At 28.6% G+C, this 9494-nt stretch carries 4 protein-coding genes; all 4 read left to right on the top strand.

Annotation, left to right across the window (positions count from 1 at the left end; genetic code table 11):
- Positions 1–851 precede the first annotated feature (851 nt).
- From ACFPH8_RS14790 to ACFPH8_RS14775, 4 genes are read left to right on the top strand one after another with little or no spacing between them, the layout of a single operon-like run.
- On the top strand, positions 852–4502 hold the full coding sequence (locus ACFPH8_RS14790) for an AAA domain-containing protein (RefSeq protein ID WP_376862207.1): 3651 nt from the start codon (positions 852–854) through the stop codon (positions 4500–4502).
- Positions 4492–6708: a PIN domain-containing protein gene (locus ACFPH8_RS14785; RefSeq protein ID WP_376862205.1), complete on the top strand. Its 2217-nt coding sequence runs from the start codon at positions 4492–4494 to the stop codon at positions 6706–6708. The genes ACFPH8_RS14790 and ACFPH8_RS14785 overlap by 11 nt, the downstream gene beginning before the upstream one ends.
- 1 nt (position 6709) lies before the next feature.
- Positions 6710–7348 (top strand): hypothetical protein, encoded by a 639-nt coding sequence (locus ACFPH8_RS14780; RefSeq protein ID WP_376862203.1) that lies wholly within the window; start codon positions 6710–6712, stop codon positions 7346–7348.
- Positions 7349–7352: 4 nt separating this feature from the next.
- On the top strand, positions 7353–8954 hold the full coding sequence (locus ACFPH8_RS14775; protein ID WP_376862201.1) for an AAA family ATPase: 1602 nt from the start codon (positions 7353–7355) through the stop codon (positions 8952–8954).
- The last annotated feature ends 540 nt before the right edge of the window (positions 8955–9494 follow it).

Genomic DNA, 9494 nt, shown 5'->3' with positions numbered 1-9494 from the left:
TTAAGTAGTAAAAGAGAGGGGATTATCAATGTTGACGAAGTTTAATCTTCACCGTGTATATTAACCTTAATCCTCTCTTTTGTTCTTTCTGATTATTTATCTAATTTAATGAATTGTAAACTTAAGATGTGTATAAGCAATGGCTTGTCCTTACCTACTTGGAAAATCCTGCGGATTTTCCACAGGCAAGTGACTGTTTGGAATTGTCCGTGACGAACCACGCCACTGCCCATACACGAAACGTTGGGTTTAATGCGGAAACGCCTGTTACCAATCGAAAGTTCCGGCTTAAATTCAGTTCTTATACTGAAAAACAACAGCCGAATTTTGGCAGGTTTGCGAAATCAAAATATTAAAAAACTAACCTTGACTATTTTAGATCGTTTGCAGAATCTGAATTAAAACTTAACCAAACTATAAGCGGAATTTAGCAAGTTACGGAATCGCTCACTCAACATCTGAATTAAAAATATTGCGGAATTTCAGCTAGTTTGCGGATTGAATACTCAAACACAAAAAGACAAATACAAACTAAACAATAAACGGATAAAAGCACTAAAACCCAACACCGTGTAAAAAACATTGCTTATTTTAGTTCGATCGTTTGGTCGTTGCTCTTTTGCTAGCTTCTGATTTTCCTGCGGAAAATCCTCGCATACAAAATCGCAACATTCCTTACACAAAACCGTTGTAAGTAATGCGGTAATCGTAATAAAATTAAACATTTGAACTAAAAAAGCCAACGCACAAACAGCACATTCATTTTTTTGCCAACGCGAAATGCCAACGCTGAAAAAAATAAAAGAGCTGTTTTTAGCCAACGCTCAACAGAACTGATAAAAAGAGAATGAATGGCATACCATAATAATGAAGATATTTTCGATGACGAACCAATAGAACTAATAATAAGATTCGAAAATAAAGCAGTAAGTACTCTTGACAAACAAAATAAAGGAAGCTTTGAAGAATTAAAAAGATGGATTGAAAACAAATCAATAAAATGCTTCTTTCAAAAGAAAAATGAAGACGAGCATAAAGTAACTTTTCAAATTGAAAACAAGCAAATAGAATTAGTTTTAAAATGGCAAGAGCAAACTTTCGACTATAAAACAATAATAAATCAAAAATCGAAAAATGTAATATCTGAAATTCAACAACTCAATTCAGATGAATATACTGTTACTGAAAATTGTAAAGTAAAACTTATTGATTTCAAAAAACCTTATCGCTCTCAAAGAGAATTAGAAGATTTATATAACAAAATATGCAAACTTGAAATTTCGCCAAAATCAGAAATTGAAAATCAGCAAGAAATTTGGGATAAATGGATTGAAGCACAAAAACTCATTCTTAATAAAAATTCTCAACCATTAGAAATAGTCAAATACGACCAACCGATAAATATTCACGAATCACTCTATCAATTTCGAGTTAAGTTAAAGCAAGAAGAAAATCCAGAATTTAAGAATATTGAAAAGATTATTTCAGAAGAACCTTTCAATTTAAACGAAAGAATAAATCCTGATGGAAGTCTGCTTTTGAGGTTTAAAGATATTAACGATGTATTAGATAGAGTTATACAAAAAGACTTTACAACCATACTCGAAAGGAATAAACAAATTGCTTGTGTTCTTAAAATCACACCTTTTTCCATATCAAATAAAATTAGTAAAACATTTAACAATCGTTTTATAGTTTCAAATAATAGCGATACAATTAATGTTTACATAAATAATTTATCTCAAAAACAGGAAGTTGTAGATAAAATGTTTTTAGAGCAATTTTACTTCAAGAGTTACGGAGCAGAATTCGAAATTGATTGGCATTGCAATATAAAATTAGATAAGAACTTAAATATTAGCGACCATTTATTGAGACGATTAAGGCACAATGTTTTCTCAAGAAAACATAATGAATTTGATAGTCTAAAAAAAATGTACCAAGAATTAATCACCCTTTTTGGAAAAGATAAAGTTAAGTCAAAAGTGTATTTAAACTTCGACCAATCTAGAGTTAACGAACCAATAAGGTTTGAAAACTCATCATTTAAAAACACTTTTTGGACTGAAATAAAACGAGAATTTTATTCATTCGATTTTGACACAAATGTTAGTGAATCACAACAAACTGTTGCTTTTGAATTTGTTGATTATTCAGATTTAAAATCAAAATACGAGAAAATAAAATCTTTAAATAGATTTAATATTATGCTCTCGCCATTAAATGACGATTTTAAATTCAAAGTAAAAATCGACATCATAGCTAAAAAATCTAAAAAAGAAGAGTTTTTGGATAAAACAAGACAGATAGCTGGTTCAGAATTCTACATTGATAGAGGTGATAAATTTGAATACAAAAAAAGACAGGTTGTAATTGGAAATCTAAATGGTAGAAATTCCGACTATAATTATTACGTTTTCAACTTACCTTATAAATGGTCAGATGATAAACGTCAAACAGATAAATTTTTCAAGTTCATTGAAGAAGAACCTAAAATTAAATTTGTAACACCAAATTTAAGAGGAGACCAAGCAAAAATATCTTGGCTAAATGAAGCAATGAATAAAATTACTAATCCAAAAGAAGGATTAGACCTAAAACCTGTAAACGAAAAAATCAAAGATTTCATTTTTGATAGTTCAAAAGCAGAGGAAATATATAAAAACCTCTCAAAAGATGAGGAAGAATGGAATGAATTAAAAAGACACGAATTACTAATCTTAAACGATTCTCAAAGAAAAGCTGTTCTATCTGCTTTAAATTGTACAGATTTAGCATTACTTCAAGGTCCACCAGGAACTGGTAAAACAACTGTTATCGCAGAAATGATTTGGCAAATGGTAAGAGTTAACCAAGAACAAAAAATTCTTTTAACTTCTGAAACAAATCTTGCTGTAGATAACGCATTAGAAAAATTACTAAATAAAAATCATACACTAGTAAAACCAATACGTTTTGGAAGAGCTAGTAAGTTTGAGGAAGAAGGAAAAAAGTATGCGTTTGAACGCATAATGAAATGGGTTGACAAAAAATTTGAAACTGATGATAATTATGAAAATGAAGTTTTAGAGGAAGATGATGTTGAAATAGTTGAAGAAGATTTTTACAATAATTCTGTACAATTATGGATGCGAAGAATTGCGAACAATTCTCAACAATCTAATCCAAAATATAGTGACATTATGAAAGATTGGGCTTTTGAAATGGCTCAACCTGATAAAGAAATGAAAACCTTATTTAAAGATAAATACTTTAAATATGCAAATGTTGTTGGTAGCACTAGTAGTTCAGCAGGAAGTCCAAATTTCGGTGCTGATTATCAACGAATTTTCAACGATTATGAAGGCGAATTAGAAATTGGTCAATTATATAAACGAGCTAAAAATCTAAGTAAAAAACATATAGGTTTTAACGGTTGGTATAAAGGAACAAATTTATTAGAGGTAATTAAACCTATTGAATTTGATACAATAATAACTGATGAGGCAAGTAAAGCGACACCACCTGAATTATTATTGCCAATGTGTTTTGGACGCAAAAATATTATAATTGGCGACCATAGACAATTACCACCAATGCTTCACGATAAAACCTTTAAAGAAACATTAGAATCACTTGAAACAACAGAATCAAAAGAATTGGCATCTGAAATTGATAAGGACTTTGTAGAAACTTCTCAGTTTGAAAGATTAATAATGCACCCTAAAGTTTCAACAACCATTAAATCTACATTTAATGAACAGTATAGAATGCATCCAAAAATAAACAATGTAATTAAACAATTCTACTTGGATGAAGGTGGTTTAGAACCGGGAAAACCGATAAAGGAAAATGCATATGACACCAATCTAAATAATCCATTTTCTAGACATCACGGATTTTTACTCAATAAGTTTATAAATCCAGACATCCATACTATTTGGGTTAATGTGGATGAACCAGAAGAATTAAGCGGAACATCAAGAATAAATAATTATGAAATTGAAGCTGTTGAGCTCGTCATAAAACTACTAAAAAAATCAAATGGATTTGAAGAGTATATGAAACATTGGCAAAACAATAACGACCAAAATAAAGTTCAAGAAGAACAAGAAATTGGTTTAATTAGTTTTTACGGACACCAAGTGTCAAGACTGAAAGAAGTTGCCTTAAAGGCAAGAAACAAATATAATATACCAGTTCGTTTAAATACTGTCGATAAATTTCAAGGTATGGAAAGAAACATCATTATTGTTTCAACAGTAAGGAGTGATAAAAAGATAGAAAACGGAATAACGAAAACGAATAAAGATATTGGTTTTGCTAAATCACCTAAACGATTGAATGTAGCACTATCAAGAGCCAAACGATTATTAATAGTTGTTGGTAATAAAAATATGTTTTACAGATTTAAAGATAAAAATGGAAACCAAATTTATAAAAATGTAATTGACACTATAAACGATGAAGGGATTGTTGTTGATTTCAAAAACTTAAAAAAAGAATTTGGTGATGATGAATAATTTAGACTACAACATATTTAAAGCTATTGAACAAGATAAAAAACTAACTGAAATATATCTTGGTTATCAACCTTTTGAATGGTTCTTTACAAAAGCAAAGTATTCTGCAACTTGTACAGAAGCAGTTGAATTCACCCTTTTTGATAAAACAATATGTGGTTTATTAGATATTGAAGAAGCACTAAGTTTTGAACAGATTGGTGAAGTTTTAGGATTTAATGTAGAAGATAATCCTTTAAAGAATAAATACAAAGACCTAGCAGAGAGTGAAATATTAAGAGAAGCACTTCAAAGTTTAGAAGAATTTGATATGATAACTACTGGAGACACTTCTTATTCTTATTGCCAGTTAACTGATATAGGTAAGGAATACTTTCAAAAAGGGAAAAAGTTTAAAGTTCATACAAATAAGCGGTTTGAGTTATATTTTGACAACACAAATAATGACCATTCAATAGCAAAGGAAAATTTTGAGTTTTTGAAAAGTGTTAATACTGAAGAAAATTCAATTAATTCTAGGATTAATTATGAAGATGAACAGTTATTAAAATCATTTTCAGAAAATCAAATCCCTGAAATTTATAATGTTGAAAAAATGAATTCTTTTAAGGATTCTGTTCTAATCGAAAAAGAACACAAATCTGCTACTTTATATGCAGTCTTTTTGGTTGATGCAATTTCTGGAAAATATAGAACTCTTGTTTATGAAGAATATTCAAAAACAACTAAAGATTACTTTTCTTCATTTTTACACGAAAACAAAGTAAACGCGGACAATTTGTTTTTTCAAATTTTACAAAAGTATGGTATTTATCAAAATCCAAATTCTAATGATTTTTCATATCGAGAAGTATTAATTAAATCTCAAAAAGAAATTGAAAGGATAATAGCTGAGGATAAAAATATTTCTGAAAAAATCGCAAAAAACATCAATCAACTAAAATTTATTGAACCATTTATGTTTATTGATAAATTAGATACAATTATCAAAAATTCAGAAAATGAAGTTTGGTTAATGTTTAATAAGGTTTCAGGTTTACTAATTGAAACATTATCTAAAATTATTATCGACATAAAAGATAAATATCTTTTCATTTATCTTCCTGTTAGTGTTGATTTAGAAAATGAATTAGAAGAGTTTAAAAGTAAAGTTTCAGAAACTTTAAATTCATATTTAATAATTGGCAACATAGATGAATTTAACGTAATAACTGAAAACTCAAACAAAACATCTATATATAAAAAAGAAATTTTTCCTTTAGAAATAAATAAAAAATCAATCAAATATCAATTCGTTAAAAAGTATTCAAATGTAGATATTAAAGAACATATTGACACTTTTAGACGAGATTTTGCTGATGAGTATGTAGAAAATATTAGTAATGAAATAGACTCTCTAATTGCTAAAAAAATAAATAGTGACGATTTATCTAATTATAGCATAGAAGAAATTAAGGATATTGATTTTAAAATAATCCCTTTTAATAACGTAACTGAATACGATTTAATTTTAAGTGAAATTAAAGAAAATAAGATAGCATTACTAAATGCTGTAAAAAATGCAAAAAACGGGAAAATAAAATCCTTCATTGCGTCAATGTTAGAAGAACTGAAAAATTTAGAGTTATCTGAAGAAAGAAAATTTAAAACTTTACAATCAAAAATAAATAAAGAGAAAGAAAAATTTAAAGAGATAGAATCAAGATTATTTTTAGAATTGGAAAAGAAGTTTTTACTCAAAGAGAAAGAGTTTGAATTAATAAAAAAGAGGAAATCAATAATTATTGACACAAATATTCTAATAGAAGAACCAAAAATAGTTGATATAATTGGTTCGCTTCAAAATATTATTTTTTCTACAAAAGTCATTGATGAACTAGATGGTTTAAAAAATAGAAGTGAAACTAAAGAAAAGGCACAAGAAGCAATTAGAGAAATCCGCAAGCATCAAAAAAATAGAAATATAAGCTTCAATACAAGTAAAGTTGATAACTTACCTGATGATTTAAATAAAAAATCACCTGATAATATGATTTTATCTGTCGCATTGCAATACCAAAAAAGAAACCCTATTCTTTTAACTAATGATAAAGGTTTGCAAATTAAAGCTGAAATGCTAGAAATTCCAGCTAAAACAATTACTGAATTAACCTCTTTACTTTCTCTTAGCAAAAGAAATAGAACCAACAATAGAAAAAAACGATAATATGTCTTGTTTTGAAACATCCACTTTCCTGAAAAACCCTCAAGTATTTAAAACAGAGGTTTTTATTAAAGCAGTTAAGAAATTTAACTGGGAATATGAAATTAAAAGTGATAATGAAGTTGTTGTTACTAAAATACCAAACACAAAGCTTCACGGAGAATATGCAATAAAAATTAAAAACGGAACAGTAACTTATAACAGTTATTATCTGAAAAACGGTAAAGAATTAGTTAAAGAATTACAGAGTGAGTTTTTTACTTTGAATGTAGAATACGCAAAAAAGACGATTCTTACAGAATTTGAAAGTGTTGGGTTCTCTCTAAAAAAAGACTATGACTTTGAACCAAATGAAGAAGTGAAAGAGAAGTTTTTTATGGTTGGTTATTCTAAACTAGAAAATGAAGATGAAAAGCGAACTGAAATAGAATTTTCAATTCTAAAAGATGGCACTATAATTTCTGATTCAAACTACATTCCATATGATGTTCACGAATTAGCAGATAAAGCAATGGAAGGAATAGAAAAATCATTTGGAAATACTAGAAGAGAAGGAATAGAAATAAAAAGAAAAGAAATACCTGTAAGATATAAAAACAAGTCTTACTGTAGTGCTTCAAATAAAATTATAGCAAAAAATTAAAACAATGGAAAAATCATTTGAAGATTTAAAATATATGCTTGATGCAAATTATCCGCTAATTTACCTTGCATCACCAGAATATGGTCGCATAATTCAAAAAGTTAGAAGCACAGCATTTAGAAAAGGATATGAATTTAGCACTTGGGATATTGTCGATGGATTACAAATTCATAATAAAGATGAAAATTCAAATAAATTAGATAAAGTTGAGAAACATCCAAATAATGGCGAAACTAAAAATCCTGATTCTTTTCTTGAATTTTTATTAAAAGGTAATAATGAGAACCAAGAATCAAAAGAGATTTTCATTATTGAAGATGCACATAAACAGTTTCGAGACGAAAAGTTTGTGGTTCAATTAAGAAAACTCACACAATATTTTAAAGTATTAAACAAACACTTATTGTTATTATCGCCATTTTTTAAATTGCCTATTGAATTGGAAAAGTATGTTACAGTTTTAAATATGCCTTTACCAGATAAAAACGATTTAGAAAAAAGACTGAAAGTAATAACAAAAGATGAAGTTATAAATGAAGATTTAAAAAACCTAATTCTTGATGCAGGTGCTGGATTAACAGATGTTGAAGCTGATTTAGCATTTCGTTTAGCAAAAGAAAAAGTTGGTTTAAATAGTAAAGATGCAATTAAAATTATAGCAAGCGAAAAAGAACAGATAATAAAGAAAAGTGGTATTCTAGATTATTATCATACAACAGAAAATTTAGATTCAAGTGTTGGTGGTTTAGATACTTTAAAAGTTTGGTTAAAACAAAGAAGTAAAGCATTTGAAAGAAAGGCGAAAGCGTTTGGTTTAAAAGAACCAAAAGGAATGTTACTTTTAGGTGTTCCTGGAACTGGTAAAAGTTTAACAGCAAAGGCAATTGCTACAGAATGGAATCAACCATTATTAAAATTAGACATAGGTAAAGTATTTCAATCAGAGGTTGGTAGTAGTGAAAACAATATAAGAAATGCAATAATGACAGCAGAAGCAATCGCACCTTGTGTTTTGTGGATAGATGAAATTGAAAAAGGATTAAGTACTGGAGGAGGCGAAAAAGATGGAGGCACAAATTCAAGAGTATTTTCAACCATTTTAACTTGGATGCAAGAAAAAACCAAACCAGTTTTTGTTGTTGCAACTGCGAATAACATAAGCAATCTTCCGCCTGAACTTTTAAGGAAAGGTCGTTTTGATGAAATATTTTTTATAGACTTACCAACCAAGAAAGAAAGAAAAAATATATTTGAAATTCATCTTAAGAAAAATAATCAATTAAACATAACTGACTTCAATCCAATAATTGATGAATCTAAATATTTCAATGGAGCTGAAATTGAAGAAACTGTAAAAGAAGCAATGTTTAAGGCATATATTGAAAACAATGAAGAACCTGCAATAAAATTATCACACCTTATTGAATCTGCAAAAGCAATTGTTCCTCTTGCTATTACAATGAAGAATAAAATTGACGGATTAAGAGATTGGGCATCAACAAGAGCTAGACCTGCAAGTTCTGATACAGATAAAGAAGATTTAAAGAAAGATGAAACTAAAACTCAAACATTGACAAAAAGAGAAAAGGAAGAAGATATATTTTAGAATACGAACCTTGTGAAAATAGACTGACTGAAAACAAAAGGACTAAAAAGAATATTAATTGAATGAAAAGCCAACGCTCAAAGCCATACACATTCGCAATTCGCTACAGCCAACACTACGCCAAAAATTGCAAAAGAGTATGTCTTGCCAACGCTCACATTTGAACTAAATAAGAAACATCGGAAAACCAAGCAGAACGTGAAAAGCACTACTTACAACAACGTATATAACTCATATCTAGTCAGTTGATCAACCAAAGTTAAGGTATATTTGGAAAGTCGCCAAATTTTTAAATTTGACGATTTCCAATAAAAAGATAAATAGTAAAATTTAAAAATCTGGCTTGTGCTTAATCCGAAAATAATCGCTAATTTACACGCTACGAGCCATATACAAAACCGTTGTGGTGCATATTGACCCGTCCTAAAATAAGGCTACATAATTCAAAACAATTATGTATAAAAATGACAAAGTAATTAGACGGTACAGTGAACCTTTCAAATTAAAAATTTTAGCCGAACTTACAACGGGAAAACACAC

The organism is Bizionia hallyeonensis, assembly GCF_042657385.1.
Classification (GTDB): Bacteria; Bacteroidota; Bacteroidia; order Flavobacteriales; family Flavobacteriaceae; genus Algorimicrobium; species Algorimicrobium hallyeonense.
Note: the sequence above shows the minus strand (reverse complement) of the source record. Positions and strands in the feature narration are given on the sequence as shown.

Coding starts and splice junctions, on each gene's coding strand:
- ACFPH8_RS14780 (WP_376862203.1), top strand. CDS start 6,710: ATGTCTTGTTTTGAAACATCCACTTTCCTGAAAAACCCTCAAGTATTT.
- ACFPH8_RS14790 (WP_376862207.1), top strand. CDS start 852: ATGGCATACCATAATAATGAAGATATTTTCGATGACGAACCAATAGAA.
- ACFPH8_RS14785 (WP_376862205.1), top strand. CDS start 4,492: ATGATGAATAATTTAGACTACAACATATTTAAAGCTATTGAACAAGAT.
- ACFPH8_RS14775 (WP_376862201.1), top strand. CDS start 7,353: ATGGAAAAATCATTTGAAGATTTAAAATATATGCTTGATGCAAATTAT.